The 23501-nt window shown below is 30.1% G+C and carries 22 protein-coding genes and 2 pseudogenes; 6 read left to right on the top strand and 18 right to left on the bottom strand.

Features of this window, described 5'->3' with window-relative positions; translation table 11 throughout:
- Window positions 1-21: 21 nt before the first annotated feature.
- The 7 genes from ltaS to HMPREF2953_RS02505 form a co-directional block, all read right to left on the bottom strand.
- Window positions 22-1959: a polyglycerol-phosphate lipoteichoic acid synthase LtaS gene (ltaS, locus tag HMPREF2953_RS02530; RefSeq protein WP_070671637.1), complete on the bottom strand. Its 1938-nt coding sequence runs from the start codon at window positions 1957-1959 to the stop codon at window positions 22-24.
- A gap of 407 nt (window positions 1960-2366) precedes the next feature.
- Entirely contained in the window at window positions 2367-3371 is a 1005-nt protein-coding gene (locus HMPREF2953_RS02525) for a 5-oxoprolinase subunit C family protein (protein WP_070671635.1), read from the bottom strand.
- Window positions 3371-4075: a 5-oxoprolinase subunit B family protein gene (locus HMPREF2953_RS02520; protein ID WP_070671633.1), complete on the bottom strand. Its 705-nt coding sequence runs from the start codon at window positions 4073-4075 to the stop codon at window positions 3371-3373. Before HMPREF2953_RS02520 ends, HMPREF2953_RS02525 begins: the two co-directional genes overlap by 1 nt.
- Before the next feature lie 41 nt (window positions 4076-4116).
- Window positions 4117-4323, bottom strand: a complete 207-nt coding sequence (locus HMPREF2953_RS11020) for a hypothetical protein (protein ID WP_083310579.1) — start codon at window positions 4321-4323, stop codon at window positions 4117-4119.
- Window positions 4324-4376: 53 nt separating this feature from the next.
- On the bottom strand, window positions 4377-4985 hold the full coding sequence (locus HMPREF2953_RS02515) for an aminotransferase class IV (RefSeq protein ID WP_070671632.1): 609 nt from the start codon (window positions 4983-4985) through the stop codon (window positions 4377-4379).
- Window positions 4986-6128 carry a chorismate-binding protein gene (locus tag HMPREF2953_RS02510; protein ID WP_070671629.1) on the bottom strand — a complete coding sequence of 381 codons (1143 nt, stop codon included), beginning with the start codon at window positions 6126-6128 and terminating at the stop codon, window positions 4986-4988.
- On the bottom strand, window positions 6112-6705 hold the full coding sequence (locus HMPREF2953_RS02505) for an anthranilate synthase component II (protein WP_070671627.1): 594 nt from the start codon (window positions 6703-6705) through the stop codon (window positions 6112-6114). The genes HMPREF2953_RS02510 and HMPREF2953_RS02505 overlap by 17 nt, the downstream gene beginning before the upstream one ends.
- A gap of 332 nt (window positions 6706-7037) precedes the next feature.
- On the opposite strand from HMPREF2953_RS02505, the gene queC reads away from it, so the two are divergent.
- From queC to HMPREF2953_RS02485, 4 genes are all read left to right on the top strand, one after another.
- Window positions 7038-7715: a 7-cyano-7-deazaguanine synthase QueC gene (gene queC, locus HMPREF2953_RS02500; protein WP_049335037.1), complete on the top strand. Its 678-nt coding sequence runs from the start codon at window positions 7038-7040 to the stop codon at window positions 7713-7715.
- Window positions 7712-8131, top strand: a complete 420-nt coding sequence (queD, locus tag HMPREF2953_RS02495; RefSeq protein WP_002449084.1) for a 6-carboxytetrahydropterin synthase QueD — start codon at window positions 7712-7714, stop codon at window positions 8129-8131. Before queC ends, queD begins: the two co-directional genes overlap by 4 nt.
- The gene (gene queE / locus HMPREF2953_RS02490) at window positions 8131-8847 is read left to right on the top strand and encodes a 7-carboxy-7-deazaguanine synthase QueE (RefSeq protein WP_070671625.1); all 717 of its coding nucleotides are present in this window, start codon (window positions 8131-8133) and stop codon (window positions 8845-8847) included. Before queD ends, queE begins: the two co-directional genes overlap by 1 nt.
- 108 nt (window positions 8848-8955) lie before the next feature.
- Window positions 8956-9564, top strand: coding sequence for a hypothetical protein (locus HMPREF2953_RS02485; protein WP_002449079.1), 609 nt, complete (start codon window positions 8956-8958; stop codon window positions 9562-9564).
- Between the two features lie 45 nt (window positions 9565-9609).
- Here HMPREF2953_RS02485 and HMPREF2953_RS02480 read toward each other — a convergent pair whose 3' ends face one another.
- From HMPREF2953_RS02480 to norA, 9 genes and pseudogenes are all read right to left on the bottom strand, one after another.
- Window positions 9610-10593 carry a glycosyltransferase family 2 protein gene (locus HMPREF2953_RS02480; protein ID WP_070671622.1) on the bottom strand — a complete coding sequence of 328 codons (984 nt, stop codon included), beginning with the start codon at window positions 10591-10593 and terminating at the stop codon, window positions 9610-9612.
- A gap of 126 nt (window positions 10594-10719) precedes the next feature.
- Window positions 10720-11559: an aldo/keto reductase gene (locus HMPREF2953_RS02475; RefSeq protein ID WP_070671619.1), complete on the bottom strand. Its 840-nt coding sequence runs from the start codon at window positions 11557-11559 to the stop codon at window positions 10720-10722.
- A 112-nt stretch (window positions 11560-11671) separates the two neighbouring features.
- Entirely contained in the window at window positions 11672-13042 is a 1371-nt protein-coding gene (locus tag HMPREF2953_RS02470; protein ID WP_049335034.1) for a hemolysin family protein, read from the bottom strand.
- A 721-nt stretch (window positions 13043-13763) separates the two neighbouring features.
- Window positions 13764-15734 (bottom strand): annotated as a pseudogene (locus tag HMPREF2953_RS02465) (fructose-specific PTS transporter subunit EIIC).
- Between the two features lie 5 nt (window positions 15735-15739).
- Window positions 15740-16660: a 1-phosphofructokinase gene (gene pfkB / locus HMPREF2953_RS02460; protein ID WP_070671617.1), complete on the bottom strand. Its 921-nt coding sequence runs from the start codon at window positions 16658-16660 to the stop codon at window positions 15740-15742.
- A 2-nt stretch (window positions 16661-16662) separates the two neighbouring features.
- Window positions 16663-17418, bottom strand: a complete 756-nt coding sequence (locus tag HMPREF2953_RS02455; RefSeq protein WP_049335031.1) for a DeoR/GlpR family DNA-binding transcription regulator — start codon at window positions 17416-17418, stop codon at window positions 16663-16665.
- A 148-nt stretch (window positions 17419-17566) separates the two neighbouring features.
- Window positions 17567-18022, bottom strand: coding sequence for a Cys-tRNA(Pro) deacylase (ybaK, locus tag HMPREF2953_RS02450; protein WP_172457931.1), 456 nt, complete (start codon window positions 18020-18022; stop codon window positions 17567-17569).
- A gap of 154 nt (window positions 18023-18176) precedes the next feature.
- Window positions 18177-18653, bottom strand: coding sequence for a hypothetical protein (locus HMPREF2953_RS02445; RefSeq protein WP_070671614.1), 477 nt, complete (start codon window positions 18651-18653; stop codon window positions 18177-18179).
- 157 nt (window positions 18654-18810) lie between these two features.
- Complete coding sequence (norA, locus tag HMPREF2953_RS02440) at window positions 18811-19974, bottom strand: multidrug efflux MFS transporter NorA (RefSeq protein ID WP_070671612.1); 1164 nt, start codon at window positions 19972-19974, stop codon at window positions 18811-18813.
- A 228-nt stretch (window positions 19975-20202) separates the two neighbouring features.
- On the opposite strand from norA, the pseudogene HMPREF2953_RS11620 reads away from it, so the two are divergent.
- Window positions 20203-20587, top strand: a pseudogene (locus tag HMPREF2953_RS11620) (PPC domain-containing DNA-binding protein).
- Between the two features lie 255 nt (window positions 20588-20842).
- Window positions 20843-21460 (top strand): DUF1361 domain-containing protein, encoded by a 618-nt coding sequence (locus tag HMPREF2953_RS02435; RefSeq protein ID WP_070671609.1) that lies wholly within the window; start codon window positions 20843-20845, stop codon window positions 21458-21460.
- Between the two features lie 129 nt (window positions 21461-21589).
- On the opposite strand, the gene HMPREF2953_RS02430 is transcribed toward HMPREF2953_RS02435, so the two are convergent.
- Window positions 21590-22963: a cryptochrome/photolyase family protein gene (locus HMPREF2953_RS02430; protein ID WP_070671607.1), complete on the bottom strand. Its 1374-nt coding sequence runs from the start codon at window positions 22961-22963 to the stop codon at window positions 21590-21592.
- Between the two features lie 140 nt (window positions 22964-23103).
- A complete protein-coding gene (locus HMPREF2953_RS02425) occupies window positions 23104-23403 on the bottom strand; it encodes a hypothetical protein (protein WP_002449572.1) in 300 nt (99 codons plus the stop codon).
- Between the last annotated feature and the right edge of the window lie 98 nt (window positions 23404-23501).

The raw sequence follows: 23501 nt of genomic DNA, 5'->3' as shown, positions 1-23501 counted from the left end.
TACACACTCTCTAATATTGAATTATTTTTGATTTCCATAAGGACCTATTTTGTAGTCATATTTTGACGGATTAATTTTTTTGAAATCTGGATTATTGTAGAATCTGAATAGGTCACCGTTTAATACGTCGTCACTCATTTCTAAATCTTTTTCCACCTGTTTCTTATTTTTTTCTAAATCTTTAGGTGGCGTTGTTATTAATTCATTATTTTTATTTGAATATACTTTACCATTCACAAATTTATAATCTTTTGTGATGAAATCACCATTACGGAATGGAATCACATCATTATGATCTTTAGATAACATATCTGTACCCAACATTAAATAATTCTTCGAGTCAATACCAACTAAATGTAAAATAGTAGGCATAACATCCACTTGTCCAGCATATGTTTCATCTACAGTCCCATTTTTACCAGGAATTTTTAACCAGAAGCCAGTACGATTTAAATCTGTGAATTTAGCTGGTGTAATTTGCTCACCCAGTAATTTTTCCATTGCATTGTTATGGTTTTCAGAAATACCATAATGGTCACCGTAAATCATAATGACTGAATCATCATATAATCCTTTAGTTTTCAAATCATTAATATACTGTTCTAAAGCTTGATCTAAGTAATGCGCTGTTTGAATATATCCATCTACAGTAGAATCGCCTGTATTCGGCTTATCAATACTTGCATCTTCTGAATTTAAAGTAAATGGATAATGGTTAGTTAGTGTAATTAAATGAGAGTAAAAAGGTTGTTTCATTTTAGATTGATATTCTGCTGATGCTTTAAAGAAAGGTTTATCTTTTAACCCTAAATTCACGACATTTTCATCCGACATATCATAATATGTTGCATCGTAAAATTTATCTATACCAAAATGTTTATAAATTTGATCACGGTTCCAAAATGTTTTGTAGTCCCCGTGCATAACATCAGAAGTGTAACCTTCTTTTTGATCTAAAATTGATGGTAAAGATTGATATGTGTTATCTCCTTTTAATGAATACGCAGATCCTTGAGGTAAACCATATAAACTATTATCCATTGTAAATTCTGAATCAGAAGTTTTACCTTGTCCTGTTTGATGGAAGAAGTTTGGATAATATCTAAAGTCATCGTTACCAGTCGATAATTTATTTAAGAAAGGTGTAACTTCCTTACCATTTACTTTTTTATTAATTAAAAATGTTTGAAAACTTTCTAAATGTATTTTTATGATATTTTTCCTTTTAGCAATACCATAATATTCAGAGTTTGGCTCCGTATTTTTTTGTTTCGTATAATTTAAAACACGAGTTAAATCATCTTCAGAAGCCAATGCTTTTTGTTGATTGTTTTGAATCGTTTTAACACCATCATATACAGTGAAATTATATGGACCTAAATATTTAACTAAATATTTGTGATCAAATGTACGAGTTAATAATTCAGGTCGATCAGTTTCAGCAAAAGCTAAGTTTAAAAAGAACAATGCAATTGATGCTGCCATCACTACTGGTACAAACTTTTTACTAAATACACGTTTGTCTAACCCACTTCGTTTAAAAATTAAAATAAACAGATAAACAATAGTATCTAAGAAATACACAAAGTCATACCATTTAAAAGAGGCACTTACTGCGCCCCCCATCGATTCAACGTTACTCGCTTGATTTAATGTACTAAACGTTAAAAAGTCTGAGAAGAACCTAAAATAAACAACATTAGCATAGAGTAAAAATGTTAATAAGAATCCTCCAATAAAAATAAACCAATATGCTTTCTTACCTTTAAAGAACAAAAAGATACTTAAAATAAGCGCGATTAAACTATATGGATTCATCAATAGTATTAAATTTTGAACTAATCCTTTAACACCTAAAGAAAAATCTACATAGTATGAGAAATACGTTTTCAAGGTTACTGTAAATACAGTCATTAAGAAAAACGCAAAAAGACTTATTTTTCTTTTGTGTAAACTCATGAATGTTTCCTCCGTTTATAGTTATTCGAATACGGCCATTTACAAATGCTATTTTTAAAATTTAATATATTTTTAAAACAATAAAATTTTTAATTATCATTTAATAAAAGAACACTTTTTATTACTACATTTAATTGTTAACTATTTATTACAAAAATATGAATTTTGTAATATTTTTGTAATAATACTTCATAGTTCAATATATAAATATAAAGTATTTTTACTTATTTATCAAGAAAAAGCTCAAGTTCAGCCTTTCCATTTATATACCTAATCATTTCTAAATTGTTAAACTGATTGATATATTATAACGCCTAATCTATTCAATTTAATCAGACTATAGTCCTATACCTTTACATTAAAAAATATCATTAAAATATTAATGTTCAATATTTTGATGATATTTTTTATTTTAACATTTCTAATTGCATTCGAAATTCGATACCATGAAATAATTGATTCGTCCAATTACTAAACTTCACAGTATTTTTTTCAGCCGTTTCAATATCTATAAATTGAAATTTCAAACGAGATCCTTGTGGTTTTTGAGCTAGTTTAGTCAAATGATAGCTTGCTATAGTCCCTATTTGTGGATAACTTCCAATCGTATAATGATCATTTAATAAAATAATAGGTGTCCCATCACGTTTTACTTGAATAGTGCCCTTTTTTACTGGTTGATACTCAGGCATATCTTCATAATATGCTTTGATACTAGGACCCTCTAGTAACATCCCTACACGATTAGACTTATTCGTTACTTTGTACTCTCCATGTATAAATGTTTGTTGTATATCAGTATCAAAATCATTTGTTCCTTTATTAGCAATGACATGAAATACATCAGAAACATAATTAAACGATAAAGCATAACCATCAATTCCCCAACTTGTTGTTCGCTGATGTGCTAAATTTTCAAAAAGTTTACGGTGTCGTGATGTATAATCACGTTTCATTTCAATTTCATCGCCTTCTTGAAGTGTTCTTCCATGAAATCCTCCAACACCAATATTTAAATCTGTTGAAGTTGAATTTAACCAAGAATCTAATTTAAATCCTCCCCCAATAGCTAAATAAACACGAGATGTTGTACTCGTTTCTTTGAAAGACAATACTTCTCCTTTTTCTACTAAATACAATTTATAAGGTTTAATTTTCATGTTTTCTGTACACGCTTCAAAGTGATAACCTGTTAAAGCAATTAAAGTAGGCTCTGTGAATCTAATTTTCGCCATAATATGTGTCATTTCTAAAGTTGCTTCGTTTTTATCATTTGCTACAAGACGATTCGCAATTTCATGTCCTAATGTATCTAATGCACCGCCTGGGATGACTCCCTCATATTCATACCCTTGGCGTCCAAAGTCTTGGAATGTGCTAAAAAGTCCAGGTTTTTCTATTATGATTGACATTATTTAAAATCTCCTAATTCAGCATCATTTGGATTTTTAGGATGAAATAAGACATTATCTCCTAATTTTAATAAATTAAAGTGATTGCGCTCTGGTGAAAATAATTTAATTGGGGTATAGCCAATGACTAACCAATCGTTATAAGTATCTGTCGTTACAATGCCACATTTTTTCCCTTCAATAATGACAGAACCTGCCGGCACTCTTTTTTTCTTCTGACTTGTGTGATTAACATATAATTTTTCATTCATTCCTGTTAAATAAGGAAAGCCTGGAGAGTATCCCATCATAGAGACAAAGTAATGTGATTTTGAATGAAGTTGAATAAATTCCTCTTTGGATAGACGATAGTATTTTAATAGAGCCTCTAAATCAGGTCCAAACTGATCACCATAAACCACAGGAATATTATGAAAATGACACGCTGTTTGTTTATTTTCGATATGTTCTAATTCAGTTTGAATTGAATTTACAAGTGCCTTCATATATTGAAATGGCGATGAAATATTATAATGTTTAATCATATCTCGAGCATCATAACAAATCATCATACTAGATTCTGTAGGTACAATATCAGTGATGAAAGGTAAGTCTTTATTTAATAAATGTGTACGTACAGCAATTAAATTTTTAGTTACATCTTCAGCGACTTCTTGTTCAATATCTATAATAATCGCTTGATCTCCTTGACTATAAATTTTCATTATTGCACCTCTTATTACATTCTAAATTATTTGAATCTATTTTATTGATGATAAAATAAATTTAATAAATGCGTAGCATATGGCATGATGGATTGAATTAAAAGATATACTAGTACAAATTGAAACAACACAGTCAATGTTCCTACAATACGCGGTAGCATAATTAGATTATGCTTCAAATATTGATTGATTATATATTTACTTAAACTATTGAGTAATATGATAAGTATTAACCATAATAATGCCATAACTTTCTCCATTATTAACTAAATTAAATTTCACAATATCTATCAATTGTATTTTATATATAAATAGATACCTGAGCAACTTCACGTAGACTATTCAGTAAATAAACTTCTACTTCTTCATTTTCCAGTTTTATCATTAATTCATCTTTAGTGTAATATTTCACCTTAAGTTTATGATTTTTTAATAAACTTTCTCTCATACATCCTCGTAAAAAATCTTTATTATATCGTGGCGTATAATAGTTTCCATTTTCTTTAATCATAATATTTCCAATATCAAATTCTAAAATTTTGCCACTATCATCATACAGTAGTATCAAATCTGTTTCATGATTATGCGTTAAATGTGCTCTTTCTGTTGTTTTATTTATAATGAATTTTTGTGGATAATCACTGTTAGATTTTTTAAAACGTGCAGTAAAAATGTCTTTAGAAGATAATGGCTGAATAACGTGAGTGAATTGTCCGTCTTTATCAATTTCTACTTTCAAACGATATAAGCGGTCATTATAATTTTGTTTTAAATTTTCAATATAACTATACCAAGCATTCTCTGAAAACTGAAAACCTAATTGTGAACAAGAATGACATAGTCGACGCGTATGATAGTTTAACCTTGGTATATGACCATGATTAAGTTGCATTGTTTCAAATAATTTCAATCATAACTCCTCCAATATTTTGGTTTTGTCTCGAAATTCTTGAATTTCATTTAATGGAACAGAATCAATGGTAATTCCCGCACCTACCCCGTAAAGAGCCATATTATTTCGATATTCTACTGTTCTAATTGGAATGTTAAAAATCATTTTATCATCTGGTAACAATAAACCTATTGTGCCGCAATAAATATATCTTGGACTGGTTTCTAAGTGTTTGATATAAGTCATTGTACTTTGTTTAGGCGCACCAGTGATCGATCCACATGGAAACATTGCTGTTAAAATCGAATGAAGAGATACAGCATCTTCTAGTTGCCCTGTTACCATACTTGTCATTTGATATACGGTTTGATACGTTTCAATAAAGAACAATTTATAAACCTCGATGGTTCCAGTTTTTGAAATCCTTGACATATCATTACGTAATAAATCAACAATCATTACATTTTCTGCTCTATCTTTATGAGAATACATTAATTTTTCATAATTCAACTGATCTTCTACACTAGTTTTCCCACGTGACATTGTTCCTTTCATTGGCTTACTAACAATCACGTTTGCTTTATCGTTAAATGTACCTTTTTGAAAAAATAACTCTGGAGAAATTGACGCAACTTTTACTTCTTCAGTATCTAATAAAGCTGTATAGCCACCGTTATTGTTGTGAGTTAAATAGGTATATAACATTGAAATAGGATAATGCACTTTACTGGATAAACGAGTAGTATAGTTAACTTGATAAGTATCTCCTTCTGTAATAGCTTCTTGTATTTTAATAATTTTTCTTCTCATTTGTTCGTCACTTTCTTGGAATTGAAAGTGATGTACTGAATGATATTGTATATTGTCCTTATTATTATCAGAGTTTAAGGGTTGATTAAAAGCGTATGCAGCAGCATATACTTCTTTTTCTATTAAGTGATACGTTTCTAATTGATTATTAAAAAATGGCGCTGATTCATAAGTTAAATATAACGCTACATAATGCCCCTTTGTCTGTTGTTCTTCAGCAAATTGAATAACTTCACCTACTTCTTCTAAAGAATAGGCAATTGATTTTGAAATATATTGATCAAATCGCAATTGATAATCGATGTAGTCATCTTCGTTAGTATAATAACGGTAATTAAACGTAATATTCATGTATTTTTCCTACTTTCTCTATAAAGTATTGAATCTGCTGATGACCATATTCACTTAATATAGATTCAGGATGATACTGTACTGCAAAAATAGGTAGGGTATCATGTTCAAATGCCATCATAATACCTTCATTATTTGTAGCTGTAGTATTTAATTGAGAAGGTAATTGTTGCCTATTAGCAATTAAGGAATGATAACGCATGACATGAAAATTTTGAGGTAAATGTTTGAAAAGTCCTTTGCCTGTATGGATTATAGGTGTTGTATGACCATGAACAGGCTTTGGTCCATGAATAATTTCTCCTCCATAATATTTATAGATGAGTTGAAACCCTAAACAGATACCTAATATAGGTACCGATGAGGCATATCTATCTAAAACGCTTTTCAAAATTGGATAGTCACTTGGTTTTCCCGGACCTGGAGAGATAACAATAGCCTCAATTGTTAATTCTTCAAGTAATGCTACAGTCACTTCTGTTACCTTTAATACCTCTACACAATGAGAGGTTTCTATTTTTATGTAATCAATCAAGTTATATGTAAATGAATCATTATTATCTATGACTATAATCATAATTATTTCCAACCTTCAAAATAATATATTTAAAATACAATTTTTATATAAGCGCTTACTTTAATATTCTATAAACTAGCACTTGATTTTAAGATATGAATATATTAAGCTATCTATCGTATAATTCGAATATAAAGAGGTTCCTAGCTGAAACCCTCTATAAAAAACTAGACCTTTGTAGAAATATTTATACATACTTTTTAATGTACATATGTTCTACATATTTTAAGTCTATCTTTTTATAGAGATAGGCTTTTTTTATATTTTATATCAAATGTTTTCATTCTATTTCATCATAAATTAAAAATATTAACTTTTAAAGGAGAAACGTTATGCCAAACAGTGTTTTGAATTCTGAAAAAGCAATTGTTGTGTTTAGTGGTGGTCAAGATAGTACAACCTGTCTTTTCTATGCCAAAAGACATTTTAAAGAAGTTGAACTTGTCACATTCAATTATGGGCAAAGACATAATACAGAAATCGAAGTAGCTTCTAAAATAGCAAAAGATCAAGGGTTGAAACATCATATTTTAGACATGTCTTTACTATCCCAACTTACTCCAAATGCATTAACAAAACATGACATGAAAATTGAGACAGGGGAAGATGGTATACCAAATACTTTTGTACCTGCTCGTAATTTATTATTTTTATCATTTGCTGGGGCTCTTGCCTATCAAGTGAATGCGAAACACATCATTACGGGTGTATGTGAAACAGACTTCTCTGGTTACCCAGATTGCCGAGATAGTTTTATTAAATCTATGAATGTCACACTTAGTTTATCTATGGATAGAGATTTTGTTATTCATACACCCTTAATGTGGTTAGATAAAGCGCAAACTTGGGAACTCAGTGATGAATTAGGTGTTCTCAATTATGTGCGTCACAATACGCTTACATGCTACAACGGTATTATTGGAGATGGATGCGGAAAATGTCCAGCTTGTAAATTAAGACAACGTGGACTTCATCAATATTTAGAACAAAAAGGAGATGCGTCATTATGATACAACAAGTTTATCCTACAGTGAATCACCCTTATACATTTGAATTAAATAAAGATTTCAATTTTTCAGCAGCACATTTTATTCCTAGTGAAGATGCTGGAAAATGCATGAGAACACATGGACATACTTATTTTGTTAACTTAACTATTGTTGGAGATGCACTCGACCATAATGGATTTTTAATTAATTTTAGTGAATTAAAACGATTGGTCCATGACCAATTTGATCACTATTTATTAAATGAGTTACCTCAATTTAAAGATAAAAGTCCTTCTACTGAAATTGTGGCACAGACAATTTTTGAAATCGTACAAGCTCATCTTAACGAGTATGACAATAAACCTAAATGTGTACAAGTGTATTTACGTGAAACACCATCAAGTTATGTTGTCTATCGTCCAAAGGAGATTAAATAATGCCTTCAAAAATACCAGTTTTAGAAATTTTCGGACCTACTATTCAAGGAGAAGGACGAGTTATAGGACGAAAAACAATGTTTGTCCGCACAGCAGGATGCGATTATCGTTGTAGTTGGTGCGATTCCGCCTTTACGTGGGATGGTAGCGCTAAAGATGATATAGAGTTATTAACTGCTCAAGACATTTATGATCGTTTAAAAGAAATTGGCGGTAATCAATTTGATCATGTCACTATTTCTGGAGGTAACCCTGCATTAATCAAAGGGATTCAAGATTTAGTAGATTTATTTGAAGAAAAAAATATTTTTACGGCATTAGAAACCCAAGGCAGTAAATTTCAACCTTGGATGCGACAAATTAACGATTTAACAATTAGTCCTAAACCGCCAAGCTCTAATATGGTGCCTAATTTAGAAATATTAGATAGTGTCATAGAACAATGTAGACCATCAACATTGAACTTGAAAGTAGTTGTTTTTGATAAAGAAGATTATCAATTTGCTAAAATGATTCATCATCGTTATCCTAATATTCCATTTTATTTGCAAGCAGGAAATCCCTATTTAGATGATGATGTTGAATATCATACCGAAAAATTACTTGGTCGCTATGAAACTCTTGTAGACACAGTAATGAATAGCAGTGATATGAATCATGTGTATGTTTTACCTCAGTTACATACATTGTTATGGAGTAATAAGAAAGGTGTATAATTAGTAAATTATAATAGAATGATATTTATTAAGTGTTTTGAAATGATTAAGTTTATTTTAATTGCTATAATATTTTAATGAACTACACACACGTGATAGGAGTACAACATGATTATATATGTATTTATTAATATAGCCATTACCATATGTGTTCTGGGCTTTGATTTATATCGGCATCATTTCAAACAACTAACGTTTAACTCCGTTCTATTATCTATTGTTATCAATGCTATTATTAATAGTGTTGTGATTGAAAAGTTCAATTTTATAACATTTGCTTCAATTATATTTTTCTTAAGTTGGACAATCTTACAATATTATTTAAATCGTAAACATATATACTTAATGATTTCAGAGTATAAATCTCTTGCATTCATTTTTGCAATTATGATTAGTTGCTCATTATTTATCACTTTTGAATCTAGCGACCAATCAGTCTATATGTCTATTCCTTATTTAGCTCCAGCTATATTTATCATAGGCTTAAGCATTGATTTCATAAGTACTTTTTCAAAAAATGAAATGAATCATCTTAAATTTTTGAGTAAGCTACAACACCCTATTATGATTGGTCATACAATTATTATTATTTCAATTATACTTTTGACTTTATTAACATCATTTTGGTATATCTTCATAATTATTTATGCTTTATTTGATATATATTTATTATGGCAACTAAAACATAATAATTTTGAAAATGACTTAAAAAAATAAACATGTAAGAAGCTATGATGTAAGAGCTTTTACATGTTTATTTTTTTATTGATAAATTTTTTCTTTTTCTGCAACTACTTTGTCAATAGGTGTTTTTAAATTGGAAGCTTCCACAATATATTTTGGTCTTTGTTTTACTTCGTAATAAATTCGCCCAATATATTCGCCAACTACACCAATAGACATTAACTGAATGCCACCTAATAACAATACAGCTGCTATTGTTGTAAAATAACCTGGATGATTAATTCCATTCATTAAAATACCTATTAACAAATAAATAATATAAATGATGCTTAATCCAAAGATAAACATTCCAAGATATATCATTGCTCTCAGTGGTTTATTATTAAATGATATTAATCCATCAATCCCATAATTTAATAACTTGGTAAATGTCCATTTAGATTCTCCAGCTTCTCGTTCTACATTTTTATAAGTAAAGATCTTTGTATTATACCCTATCCATTCAAATAATCCTTTAGAAAATCGATTATATTCATTTAATGAAACAATCGATTTAACTGCACGTTGACTTAATAATCGAAAATCGCCTACACCATCACTAAATTTAATATCTTCGACAAAGCTATTAATGAGCTTATAGTACAACTTTGACATTGTTTTACGTGCAATATTTTCACCACTACGATCTCGTTTAGCGACAACTTGATCAAAACCTTGTTGATATATTTCAATCATTTTAGGTATAAATTCCGGAGGATGTTGTAAATCTCCATCAATCATTACGACTGCATCAACATTCACACTGTGTTGAAAACCAGCAATCATTGCTGCTTCTTTACCAAAATTTCGACTGAAAGAAATATATTTAACATGTTCATCGTATTCCGCTAAATTTTGTATATGCTCAATCGTATTATCTTTACTACCATCATCAATAAATAACAAGTCATAATAATAACGACGAGTTTTACTATTCTCCGTCAAAATTTCAGTCAATCTATCGTAAGTTTTTTTTACGACTTTACCTTCATTGAAGCAAGGTATAATGACTCTGATTTTCATCTAATTACATCCTTTTCTACATTCTTTCTAATATTGTATCAATAAAATCAATAAATATTCTACTAATAACCATGTAATTAACAAATAATTAATATTAACTCTAGCTTTTGTAATAATTAAACTATATTATTTTAAATCATCTATTGCTACATCATCTGGATCTTTACCTTGACGTGCATTTCTATTTAAACTATCAATTTCCGCAATCTCAGTAAGTTCTAAATTAAAGTCAAAAATATCATAATTTTCACGAATACGAGATGGGGTTTTTGATTTAGGAATAATAATTCTGTCATGGGCTAGATGCCAACGTAATACAATTTGTGCTGGTGTTTTGTCATATTGTTCTGCTAATTTTGTAATTACTGGATCATCTAATAATCCTCGATTTCTCATAAGTGGCATCCAAGCTGTGACAGTAATATCATGTTTATCACAATAATCTTGTACATCTTGTTGATTAAAATAAGGATGAACTTCTATTTGATTAATTTGAGGTACAATAGTTGTCTCTTTCATCAATGTTTCTAAGTGATGGGGTTTAAAGTTACATACACCAATCGCTTTAATTTTACCTTCATTATATAATTTTTCTAATGCTTTATAAGATTCAATATATAAGCCATCTTTTTCACATGGCCAATGAATTAAATATAAATCTAAATAATCCAATCCTAAGTTTTCTAAAGATTTATTAAAATATTCTAATGTATTATCATATCCTTGATAATCATTCCATAATTTAGAAGTAATAAATACGTCTTCTCTCGCAATATCACTGTTGTTTAAAGCCTTACCTAGTACTTGTTCATTACCGTAAAAATAAGCAGTATCAAATGCACGATATCCCGCTTCTAATGCTGTTTGTACTGCGGTTTCCATCTCATCATCTTCCATTTTATAAACGCCTAGTCCTACTTTAGGCATTGGGTAACCATTATTTAACACTTGTGTATCATTTATCATTTATGCCACATCCTATTCAATGTATTTTTTTAACTAAAAATTAGCATAACTTAATTTCTTTTACGCATACAAATAAAGACACTTAGGTTTACATACCCAAGTGCCTTTATTTTTATTCATCCGATTCATGTTTATGATTGTGATTGTCTTCTTCCTCTTCATCACTAATCACAGGTCTTGTTTCATTAAATTGGTATTTAAGTACAACCCATACCAATTGGTGATTATCCATTTCAGAAACAATCCATCGATCGTATTTTGTATCTATATAGTCTTCAACTTGAAGATTAGTATTGTGTGCTTGTAACCATCCACCTATTGTATCGATATCTTCAGAATCTTCAAAAGTGATATCAAATTTTTCATGTAAATCATCAAGTAAGACACGTCCGTTAATTTGATATATATCTTCCTCTAATTTAACAATATCATTTATTTCATCATCATCAAATTCATCTCTGATTTCACCGACAATCTCTTCAAGAATATCTTCCATTGTTAGAATACCGGCAGTACCACCATATTCGTCAATAATAAGACTAATATGAACATGTTCACGTTGCATTGAAACTAATGCATCGCTAATACGAGTTGTTTCTGAAATCATAGGTAATTCATGAATATAATTAGAGATTTTAATTGTTCTACCTGAAGCATATTCTGTTAAAAATTCTTTTACATTAATAAAACCTTTTATATGGTCTTTATCCCCATCTTCAGTAATTGGATAACGTGTAAATTGATGTTCTTTAATCGTGTCAAGTAATTCGTCAACATTAAATGGTTCGTTTAACGTTACCATTTGTGTACGTGGAACCATGATATCTTTCGCATGTCTTTCGTCAAATGAAAAGATATTTTGCATGTAATTCAGTTCTGTTTGATTAATTTCTCCACCATTATAACTATTATTAATAATGATTTTAATTTCTTCCTCAGACATTGCATCTGCTTGCGCATCAGGGTCAACACCAAGCATTCTAATAATTACTCGTGCCGAACCATTCATTAACCATATTAATGGCTTCATGACATTACCAAAATAATATAATGGTCTAGCATAAGTTAATGCTAATTTTTCAGTATGTTGTATTGCTATTGATTTAGGTGCTAACTCACCTAACACTACATGTAAATAAGTTACAACAATAAACGAAATCACAAATGAAATGGTTGTAGTCACTGCACTTGGCAAATGTAATAGATTAAAAAGTGGATGTAATAGTTTTTCGAATGTCGGTTCACCTAACCAACCTAAACCTAAAGATGTAACTGTAATACCAAGTTGACATGCTGATAAATAATAATCAAGATTAGCAATCATCTTTTTAACAATTTTTGCACTTCCATTACCTTCATCAGCAAGTTGTTCAATTCTTGTTGAACGTACTTTTACTAATGCAAATTCAGATCCAACGAATACGGTTGTTAAAGCGATTAATAGAAAAAATATTACTAAATTAATTATGGTCACTGTTTCCAATTAGTTCCCTATTTCTAGGGATTCACCTCCAAATATTATGTGTCTCTAATGAGTAACACGAATTTAATACGTCATACTTATCACCGTTATAAACGCATGTTAAGACCTTCCCATTAAGACACCCCCAAAAAAAATGTATTACTTTAATATTACCATATTTCTATACTAAATGGTTAAATAAGAATAAGAAAGCTTTTAACATTTAAAATCATTTAAAAAGCATTATATAATGATTTTCTTACTACTATTTCATATATACTTCAATAGTCCTTGTAATAAATTTTTAAGAAAATCAGAGAAATGATATGTGAGGAATTTTTAATTAAATGCTATAAAAGTACAATAATACTCCAGGATGGTTATTTGTTTCTTAAACTCAAATTCCCATTTAAACCTAATCTGTAGTAATAGTCAAGTACATATATATCTATGTCTTTTTAATTATATACTAACTATATAATAAAAGATTGGACAGAATTCGTTAATCCCTTCGATAATGTAACCCCAGCTTTCGTTGAACGTTGGATTTCCCAGGAAACCCTTTTTGCTGGCACTCCACCCCAAATTTCTTTGAACATTGCTTTTTTACAAAGATTTCGATGCTAGTACTCCTTGAAATAATCTTGATGCAACACGTTTTCAATTCAATGACCAAATATCAATATATAAAAAAATGCCTGAGACAACTCATTATGTCTCAGGCTCATTAAATTAATGTTTATTATTCATCCATAGATTCTGAAGCTTTAATTTCTTGTTCTGTTAATTTTGGTTTCAGTAAACCATAAAGTACTGCTGAAACAAGTGTACCTATAATTAAAGCAATGATAGTTTGGATAATATGACTAAAGTCTGTGGCTGCTATAACGATGATACCACCATGAGGTGCATTAATTCTTGAACCAAGTCCTAATGCAATCGCTCCAGCAACACCTGAACCGACCATCATTGATGGAATCACACGTAATGGGTCAGCAGCTGCAAAAGGTATAGCACCTTCTGTGATGAATGATAGACCCATAACATAGTTAGGTACGATTGAGCCACGTTGCTCTTTTGTAAATTTACGTTTAAAGATAAACATTGCTGTGGCAATTGCTAATGGTGGAATCATACCACCAACCATTGCTGCTGTTATTGGTGCAGCATTACCTTCAGTTAAAGCTGCTGTCGCAAATACATAAGCTGCTTTATTGAATAGACCTCCCATATCAATTGCCATCATAGCTCCAATAACTAGTCCTAATAGCATAATGTTAGAACCAGATAAACTATTTAAACCATTTAATAATAGATTGTTTAATCATGCTGCAGGTGGATTAAATACATAAATCATTAATAATCCAGTAATTGTCACACTTAATAGTGGATAAATTAATGTTGGTTTTAAACCTTCAACTGCTTGAGGTAAATTACGAGTAATATATTTGATACCTTGTGTTAAATAACCCGCTAAGAAACCAGCAATAATACCACCGATAAACCCAGAGCCACCAGAAATTGCTAACATACCGCCAACTAGGCCAGCTGCAAAACCTGGTTTATCTGCAATACTACGAGAAATGAAACCAGCTAAGATTGGAATAATTAATGCAAAGGCACTCTTATTACCAATATTCCACAATTGTTCTGCAAACGCATTGTGTTCAGGACTTTTTGGATCAAATGAGTTGGCGCCAAATAAGAATACAATCGCCATTAATATACCACCAGCAATAACAAGTGGTAACATATTAGATACACCATTTATTAAGTGTTTATAAAATGCTTTACCTGGACTTAATTTTTCATCATTACTATCTTTATCTGTATTTTTTTGTCCACCATGTGCTTTAAATGGTTTTCTACTTGTATCAAGTGCTGTATTAATTAACTCTTCAGGACGTTTAATCCCGTCTGCTACTGGAACCTCAACTACATTTTTACCATCGAAACGATCTGTTTCTACATGAACATCGGCAGCTACAATAATCCCAGTTGCACGTTCAATATCTTGTTGAGTTAAATGGTTTTTAATACCACTTGAACCATTTGTTTCAACTTTTATTTTCACTTCCATTTTTTCTGCTTGTTTTTTCAAAGCATCACGGGCCATATACGTATGTGCAATACCTGTTGGACACGCTGTTACAGCTAAAACATAAGGTTCGTTAGCATTATCATTCGCTGATGCGCCAGTTGTTGCTTGTGCTTCAGCCTCTTGTTCTTGAGCTTCTTTTTCTTCTTCTTTAGTTGCTTCATCATCAGCATCATCAATAATACGAAGTATTTCTTCTTTCGAATTAGCCTGTAATAGATTTTCTCTTACTGTATCGTCCATTAAAATGCCTGACAATTTAGCTAATGCATCTAAATGTGTTTGTGCGCCACCCTCTGGTGCTGCAATCATAAAGAATAAATGCGCAGGTTGACCATCTAAACTTTGATAGTCCACACCTTCTTTTGATTTACCAAAAGCAATCGCAGGTGATGTCACTGCTGCTACTTTAGCATGTGGAATGGCTATTCCTTCACCAATTCCCGTTGTACTTTGTGACTCACGATTATGAATCGCTTCCTTAAATTGAGCTATATCGCTTAATTTACCAGCTGAATCTAATTGATTAACTAATTCATCAATGACGCCGTTTTTATCACTAGCTGATAAATCCATAGCAATAGTTTCTTTAGTAAGTAATTCTGTTATTCTCATCTCTATCACTCCCCATCAAGTACAGAAATTGTAACTTGTGACTTGATTTTTTCTATATCTTCTCTTAATGCTAAGTCATCATTAAATGCCGTAGCCGTACCTGAAGCTACTGCTTGGCAAAATGCTTCTTCAAGTGATAGTCCCAACTCAAGACCCGCTACCATACCTGCAACTGTACTGTCACCAGATCCTACTGTATTTACAACTTCACCTTTAGGATTTTGGGCTTTAATACTTCTTGTCTCGTCAACATATATAGCACCATCTCCACCTAAAGAAATAATGACAGATTGAGCTCCATTTTTTACTATTTCTCTACCATACTTAACGACATCTTGATCTGATTTAATTGTGACATCAAACATTTCTTCTAATTCATCTTTATTCGGTTTAATAAATAAAGGATGATATTCTAACACTGTATTAACTAAATCTCTTTCAGCATCCACTACTAATTTTGCACCTGTTTCTTGAGTGATTTTTGAAATTTGAGCATAAGCATCACTCGGAATACTTTTTGGAACACTTCCTGCTACAATGACAGTGTCCTCCTTAGACGTATGTCTGATCTGATTTAATAATGCTTCAAACTGCTCAGACGTCACATTCGGACCAGATGCATTAATTTCAGTTTCATCGCCGGATTTTAATTTAACATTAATACGAGTATCTTCATTTACTTTAATAAACTCCGTATTAATATCGCTTTGTTCCAAAATGCTAGAAATAAATTCCCCAGGAAAACCTCCAGCAAATCCTAATGCCGTAGATGAAACATCTAAGGTTTTCAACACGCGAGAAACATTAATACCTTTTCCACCAGCAAATTTGTATGTTTCTCTAGCTCTATTAAGCCCTTTTAGCTCAAATCCATCAGTAAACATGATGTAATCAATAGATGGATTAAATGTCACTGTATATATCATAATTAACCTCCTAAAAAGTGGTATTTCTCTTTGTATTCGTTGTAGCGATTATGATGACGTAATTGCTCAGATACAATGTACTCAACATGGCATGCTTTGGTTGAGACATGCGCAAAATATGTTTCATCTAATTTTGAATGGTCTAATAAAACATAAGATGTGGTTGCTTGATGTATTGCTCTTTCTTTAATTAATGCTTCTTTTTCATCTGGTGTGGTTAATCCATGATTCAAATCTAAGCCATTCATACCTATGAAAGCTTTATCAAAACAATAACGTCTTAAAACTTCAAGGGCACTTGCTCCGACAGTAGCAAAAGTGGTAGCTTTTACTTCTCCACCAATCATCAAGGTTTTAATACCTCGATGAAGTAATCTTTCAACGTGAGACAATCCGTTTGTAACCACTACGATATCTTGTGCTTTTATAAATGGAATCATCTCAATTGTAGATGAACCTGCATCCATAAAAATACAATCATTATCTTCAATGAGCTGAGCTGCCTTTCTTCCAATTTCTCTTTTTTCTTTTAGATTTGTAGACAGTTTTTCAGATAAAATAGGCTCTTGGTTTCTATGGCTATTAAGTGTTGCACCACCATGAACACGTTGAAGACGTCCAAGTTGTTGTAACTTTGATAAATCTCTTCTTATAGTTGAAGCACTACAACCTGTTCGTTCAATTAACTCTTGAAGTGATAAAAAATCTTTTTTCTTAAGTTCTTGTAAAATTAAACTTTGTCGTTTTTCAGAAATCATCTTTAACACTCCTTTACAACTTTTATTATAGTGTTTACGCTTACATATTTCAATCAAAAATTATCAAAAACGTTCAAAAACGTTCAAAAAAACCGAAAAATTAACAGAGTATTCACAATGTATATCATTGCTCACTCTGCTAATACATTTAATGTTGAGTAATACGTGCTGTTTGTGCCTGTGTAACTGCAATTAAATCATTAGGTTCAAGTATAATTTGCATGCCTCGTTGACCACCACTCACATTGATTTTGTCTCGTGATAAAGCTGACTCATCAATAATCGTTGGAAACGAATGTTTCATTCCTATTGGAGAACACCCTCCTCTTATATAGCCAGTAACTTTTTTTAAATCATCCATCGGCATCAAATTAAGTTTCTTTTCACCTATGACATGTGCCGCTTCTTTTAAGTCTAATGTTTCACTAACTGGTATAACACATACAAAATGATCATGATTAGCATTTTCTAACACTAACGTTTTATAAACGTCTTTCACATTCGCATGCACTAATTCCGCAATTGTTTCTCCATCTAAATGTTCTTCACCTATTTCAAATGTATTTACTGAATAATTAATCTTAGCTCTATCAAGCATTCTCATTGCATTGGTTTTCTTATGTTTCAATGTAACACCTCATTTATCTTCTTTATATATCTAATTTTACTACTCTTTGTGACAAATAAAAAATAGAGTAAGATAGAAACCTTTAGATTTCACTTTCTTACTCTGATTTTACATTACATTTTTATTTAACTTAATTTGCAGAAATTATCTCAACTTTACCCACTTTATTAATTGTTATATCTTCAGCTTTTTTGTTTTCTGGATACGCTTCAAAAGTGATGGCTTGATTAGTTTCATTCAAACGCTCTAACTTTACAGGCTGTTTATAATTTTGTTGAATATAATTTTCAACTATCGTTTTACATTCCTCTGTTGAGTATAAATATTTTTCTTGAGCTTTCTCAGTCAACCTATAATTAACGTTTTGATTTTGACGAATATCTGCTTTGTGTTGCGTTTGATTTTTCTCAGAAGCTTCGGCGGTGTGATTGCTGTTTATATTTAATATATTTTTAGTTTCGACAATACTTCCGACTTTTGAAAAAGTAGAAATTGTTCGATGTACCTTAGCTAAGGCATTTTGATTCGTTGCGATAAATAATAGAAATGCCAAACAAATTGATAAAATGATAGCTACCACACTTAACAATATATTTTTTAAATTCATCTCCTTACCCACACTTCTCTTTGAATTTTTTATATCTTAACATACAAATATAGATAAAATAATTCAGTAGAAGGCAATTTAAAATAATTGTAATCTTTGTAACAGTTATATTACCTAACGACTTTTTATTGTTACATTTCTATTATATAAAACTTATTTAATCACATCTGCTACGATTTAACTTTAACTTTTTCTCTATGAAAATAATTACTACTCCAAATAACATTACAATAATAGACATATATAAAGGAAATTCAATATTAACATCAAATAACAAGCCTGCTACCAATGGGCCTACAAAATTACCCATACTTGTAAATGTAGAATTAAGTCCTCCAGCAAAACCTTGTCGATTACCTGCTATATTTGAATAATAATTAGTTAGCGCTGGACGAATTAAATCAAATCCAATAAAGACAATAAAACTAATTAACATAATTGACCAGTAACTATGAGCGATTATAAGACTAAATATAACAATAACAGAATATAATAATGCCCAAGTAATAAATGTAAGTTCAGTGGTATATCTCATAAATTTATCAAAAAAGAAAATTTGGAATACTGCTCCTACAACACCACCACCTACAATAGCAATTGAAATATCGCCAGGTGCGTAGTTTGCTTTCGATGAAGTATATAGAGAAAATAACGTCTCAAAAGAAGACAAACCAAAAGCAAGTACAAACGTTAAGATAATTGGAGTAATAAAAACACCCCATTGAATTTTAGAAAGTTCTTTAGTTTCAAAGTGAATATGATGACTTTCCACTGTATTTTGCGGTTGGCGAATCAATATTACAGATATAACAAACGCAATAACACCTAATGCACCTGCAAGATAAAATGGAAGACGATGTGATATTTCTGCTAAAAAACCACCAATTCCTGGTCCTAAAATAAAACCAGAGTTAATAATTGCAGACATATAACCAAAATTTTTCGCTTTATCTTTAGCTATAGAAATATCTGCAATCATTCCTGTTACACCAGGCATGACCATCCCTGCACTAAAACCACCAAGTATTCTTGATACTATTAGAAGTATAAAAGAATGACTCATAGCAAATAAGAATTCAGAGATTGTAAAAAATACTAATCCTAAACAAATAATTAATTTTTTACCCAATTTATCAGCTAAACTTCCTCCAAAAGGAGAAATAATCATTTGAGACAATGAGAAAATAGCTACTAAAATTCCTAAATCGCTTCCTTTTAATCCTAAATCTTTCAAATATACTGGAAGAACAGGAATAACAAGGCCAATTCCAACGAATATTAAAAATATATTAAAATATAATGTAAATAATTGTTTTTTCATGAAGACCACCTCTCTTTTATCTATAATTAAATACGCTTAATGAAATTCATCTAATTCATATTCTGAGAAAAGTTAAAAATTCTAAATTTTTCATCTTTCATTTAGATACTATTATATATTATTTTTTATTTTAAAATATACTATCTTACTTAATAGTTTATTCAAAGTATTTTAAATTTATGTTATATATAATTAAATTATCCTAATTATAAAAATGAAGACAATAAGATGCCCAAAAACGGACAACACTCTCTTCTTGTTTTAGAACATGGAGAAGATATTATAAAAGAGGTTACTCACTTTGCTCAACATTAACATATTAAATTTGATTCAGTGAGTGGTATCGGAGCTTGTGATGAGGTTGTGTTAAACTATTATAATTTGGAAACAAATGAATATGAAAAAAAGAAATAAATGAAACATTAGAATGAACAAGTTTATTAGGGAATATTTCTCGTATTGATAATTAACCATTTGCACATTTACATAGTACATTGGTTCTCAATATTTTGAGACGTTAAGTGGACATTTAACAAAAGCTATGGTTTCAACAACAAGTGAAATTTTCATTACGATGACTGATTGTGATATCAATCGAACGTTTGACTCGTAGACTAGACTCAACTGATTAAAATCGTAAAATTTCTCTTTCAATCAAGATTAGAAACCTCAATTCAACCGCTTCATTACAATATGTTATCACTTTTATTTAACATCATTGAGATTCTTTTCTTACAGATTACACATCTATTTTACAATTATTAATGCTTCTCTAACTTTAATTATTCTACCTTCTTTTTTCTTGATTACTTCGACTTTAACCTTTACTATAATAATTCAACTAAATCGTTAGAAAGTAGTGCATATTATGACTTCACGTTATATTGCAAGAATCTATTTTATTATTCTTTTTGTAATATCATTATTTGAAACGCGTGTATTTAACTTTGTAAGCTTAAATTTATTTTTAGCTTACATTCCACTTGAATTATGTTTCTTATTAGATTTATTTAAACCTAGAAAAAAGTTTGAATGGCCTCTATTTATTATTTTTGCTCTTATTTTTATTTTATTAGTACCCAATACATTTTACATGGTTACTGATCTTATTCATCTCAATCAGTTTACATTTGATTTTTACGTCCAACTTAATTTAATAGAATGGTTATACTTTACTTTCTTACTGCTAAGTGTATTTTTTGCAATTTATTGCATGGCTCTCATATTTGTTCATTTATCTCATTTCACTTCAAGGCTATGGTTAAATCGATGTTTATTAATAGCACTTATGTTTTTAAATGGTTTAGGAATATTTATGGGTAGGTTTTTGAGATTTCATACTGTTCATTTAATTACCCGTCCATTTACTATTATCATAGAAGTCATTAGTGCCTTAAATGGTAGTAGTTTAATATTTATTTCATTAATGATGCTACTTCAATTTGTCATTTTATTATTCATTAAAGGGATAAGAATGGCACATTGATATATTTCTATTTAATACAGTCTATTCATGTAGAAAAATTTTATAAGACGCTTAGTTATGTATTTAAAAAAGCTAGGGGTGGGAGCATGAACTCAATTTGAACTCTGTTTCCTTTCCCTAGCTCTTTTTTTATATATTTTTAAATATTGTCATCACATGTTCGCGCGCAACTTTATGATCTACAATTGGTTCAGGATAATCTTTACCTAATTGTATTCCTTTTTTTACTAATTGTGTTTGATATTGAAATGGGTGATGTAAAAATTTTGCGGGCACATGATCGAATATAGGAATATATTTTTTGATATATAAAGCGTCTTTATCAAAACGTTCGCTTTGTCTAGTAGGATTAAACATCCTAAAATACGGCACAGCATCTGTCCCAGTTGAAGCTGACCATTGCCAACCATGTACATTTGAAGCTGCATCATAATCGATTAATTTTTTCCTAAAATAATCTTCGCCCCAAGCCCAATCAATAAACAAATCTTTAGTTAAAAATTGAGAGACTACCATCCGCATGCGATTATGCATAAATCCTGTCTCATTTAATTCATTCATAGCAGCATCAATAATAGGAAAACCAGTTTTACCTTCACACCAGCGATTAAACTCTTCTTTGTTATAAGACCATTGTATAGTACGATATTTTTCATTAAATGCTTCATGTGCAATATGAGGATATTGAGCCATAAGAACATAATAAAACTCACGAAACATTACTTCTCTAATAAAACTTTCGTAATTATTTTCATTTTCCTCATATCCTTCTAATAAATCTGTAATAATTTGTTTAATATCTATCAGACCATACGCTAGAACAATACTCAATTGACTAGTGAGCACTTCTGGAAGATACTCTCTATCCTTTTTATAGTTTTGAATACTATGATTTAAATAATCCTTCCAATTATTTAATGCTTGATCTTCTGATTGTCCATCATGATGATAATCATTAGTTATAGTTTGTTGTGATTGGCTACATTTATTAGCGATATCACTTAAATGATATTGATACGAAGAATGCTGTCTAAGTTTTGAACGGTGTGCTTTATAAAAACTTGTAAATACTTTATATAGTTGTCCTTGCTGATTCATCGTGTTACTTGGCTTAAAATAATGATTAACATTAATAGTTATTACGGGTATATCGTGATTTTTAAATGCTTGTTTTAAGTGTCGAATATCATATCTTTCTTGATGATAACTCATGATATCGCCTGCCATAACTATTTCTTTAATATCATGTTCAGTACAAAACATGCCTAGTTCACTATAATCGATGACATATGGTTCTATATGATGTTCTTTCAACTTATGTAAAAATTTTTCTAAAGTGCCATAATAATAATTTGCCTTTTTATCTGTACCTTTCTCTTCAAATGTTTCCTTAGGAATTATAAGATAGCATTTATCAAATTCATCTTTTTGTTGATTAATATATTCGAATAATGGATTATTATTTATTCTAAATACTCTATTGAGAATGACGCCAATATTCATATTTTCACTCCTAGACTGATGTTTGTTAATCATTTAACTACCCTATTTATCTTAAAATTAAAAGGAGTGACTATAGAATTCAATACAAATTCTAAAGTCACTCCTTTCACTTAATTTATATGATGTGATTAATACTTTTATTAACCAAATATTTCTCTATTAAGTCCAAAAACGTATAGTAAAGTAAAGAAAGTTGCTGCACTTAAAATAGTTAAAATTAGCGTTAATATGAGTGTACGTTTGTACTTATTAATAAATGCGATAAACAATATTCCTAAATTATAACCAAAGAACAATCCAAATAGTGCCATTGTGATTTTTATATTTGTAAAAAAGATATTTAACAATAGAATAATAATTGCAAAAATTAAATATGGGATTGTAATCCACTTAAACTCAAAGCGAATTTGTTTAGTGCGTTTATCTTCATTATGATTCATTAATATATCCTCCTTATTCTATTATAAATGATATATTTTTTTATTCTCATGACAAGACTATGACATATTTATTAGAAATTTAGAATACTCATAACCAC

Source organism: Staphylococcus sp. HMSC072E01 (genome assembly GCF_001814125.1).
In the GTDB taxonomy this organism is placed as follows: domain Bacteria; phylum Bacillota; class Bacilli; order Staphylococcales; family Staphylococcaceae; genus Staphylococcus; species Staphylococcus hominis.
The sequence above is the reverse complement of the archived record's forward strand: the minus strand, read 5'-3'. Positions and strand labels throughout refer to the sequence as shown.

Bases quoted from the DNA above. Each gene is read 5' to 3' on its own strand.
- ltaS (WP_070671637.1), bottom strand. From the start codon at position 1,959: ATGAGTTTACACAAAAGAAAAATAAGTCTTTTTGCGTTTTTCTTAATG.
- HMPREF2953_RS02525 (WP_070671635.1), bottom strand. From the start codon at position 3,371: ATGTCAATCATAATAGAAAAACCTGGACTTTTTAGCACATTCCAAGAC.
- HMPREF2953_RS02520 (WP_070671633.1), bottom strand. From the start codon at position 4,075: ATGAAAATTTATAGTCAAGGAGATCAAGCGATTATTATAGATATTGAA.
- HMPREF2953_RS11020 (WP_083310579.1), bottom strand. From the start codon at position 4,323: ATGGCATTATTATGGTTAATACTTATCATATTACTCAATAGTTTAAGT.
- HMPREF2953_RS02510 (WP_070671629.1), bottom strand. From the start codon at position 6,128: ATGAATATTACGTTTAATTACCGTTATTATACTAACGAAGATGACTAC.
- HMPREF2953_RS02505 (WP_070671627.1), bottom strand. From the start codon at position 6,705: ATGATTATAGTCATAGATAATAATGATTCATTTACATATAACTTGATT.
- queC (WP_049335037.1), top strand. From the start codon at position 7,038: ATGCCAAACAGTGTTTTGAATTCTGAAAAAGCAATTGTTGTGTTTAGT.
- queD (WP_002449084.1), top strand. From the start codon at position 7,712: ATGATACAACAAGTTTATCCTACAGTGAATCACCCTTATACATTTGAA.
- queE (WP_070671625.1), top strand. From the start codon at position 8,131: ATGCCTTCAAAAATACCAGTTTTAGAAATTTTCGGACCTACTATTCAA.
- HMPREF2953_RS02485 (WP_002449079.1), top strand. From the start codon at position 8,956: ATGATTATATATGTATTTATTAATATAGCCATTACCATATGTGTTCTG.
- HMPREF2953_RS02480 (WP_070671622.1), bottom strand. From the start codon at position 10,593: ATGAAAATCAGAGTCATTATACCTTGCTTCAATGAAGGTAAAGTCGTA.
- HMPREF2953_RS02475 (WP_070671619.1), bottom strand. From the start codon at position 11,559: ATGATAAATGATACACAAGTGTTAAATAATGGTTACCCAATGCCTAAA.
- pfkB (WP_070671617.1), bottom strand. From the start codon at position 16,660: ATGATATATACAGTGACATTTAATCCATCTATTGATTACATCATGTTT.
- HMPREF2953_RS02455 (WP_049335031.1), bottom strand. From the start codon at position 17,418: ATGATTTCTGAAAAACGACAAAGTTTAATTTTACAAGAACTTAAGAAA.
- ybaK (WP_172457931.1), bottom strand. From the start codon at position 18,022: ATGAGAATGCTTGATAGAGCTAAGATTAATTATTCAGTAAATACATTT.
- HMPREF2953_RS02445 (WP_070671614.1), bottom strand. From the start codon at position 18,653: ATGAATTTAAAAAATATATTGTTAAGTGTGGTAGCTATCATTTTATCA.
- norA (WP_070671612.1), bottom strand. From the start codon at position 19,974: ATGAAAAAACAATTATTTACATTATATTTTAATATATTTTTAATATTC.
- HMPREF2953_RS02435 (WP_070671609.1), top strand. From the start codon at position 20,843: ATGACTTCACGTTATATTGCAAGAATCTATTTTATTATTCTTTTTGTA.
- HMPREF2953_RS02430 (WP_070671607.1), bottom strand. From the start codon at position 22,963: ATGAATATTGGCGTCATTCTCAATAGAGTATTTAGAATAAATAATAAT.
- HMPREF2953_RS02425 (WP_002449572.1), bottom strand. From the start codon at position 23,403: ATGAATCATAATGAAGATAAACGCACTAAACAAATTCGCTTTGAGTTT.